The sequence below is a fragment of the Pseudomonas sp. HY7a-MNA-CIBAN-0227 genome (genome assembly GCF_040310325.1).
GTDB lineage: Bacteria > Pseudomonadota > Gammaproteobacteria > Pseudomonadales > Pseudomonadaceae > Aquipseudomonas.
The window spans coordinates 1-269 of the sequence record NZ_JBEOPT010000153.1 but is presented as its reverse complement, the minus strand read 5'-3'; the positions used below and the strand labels follow the sequence as shown (position 1 = coordinate 269).

1 protein-coding gene is annotated in these 269 nt (G+C 47.6%); it reads right to left on the bottom strand.

Annotated elements, in window-relative coordinates:
• Window positions 1-269: phosphotransferase (locus tag AAEZ06_RS27375; protein WP_350617244.1), on the bottom strand; the 269-nt coding region annotated here is incomplete at both ends.

Genomic DNA, 269 nt, shown 5'->3' with positions numbered 1-269 from the left:
GATCATCAGCTGCCAAAATGACATTATCAAAACGCCAGTCATTATGGATGATGCAGGTTTTGCTATCAGCAGGCGTATGCTTACCAAGCCACTGCCGTACTAGTGCAAAGCTTGGTACGTTGGGCGTTTTTGCTTTGACGTAGCGTTTATCCCAGCCGCTAACTTGGCGCTCACAATAGCCGTCACCGCGACCTAGCGTGACCAAATCTGGATGCTCTTTATAATCTACTTGATGCAATTCGACCAACGCATCGATGACATTGGTACAC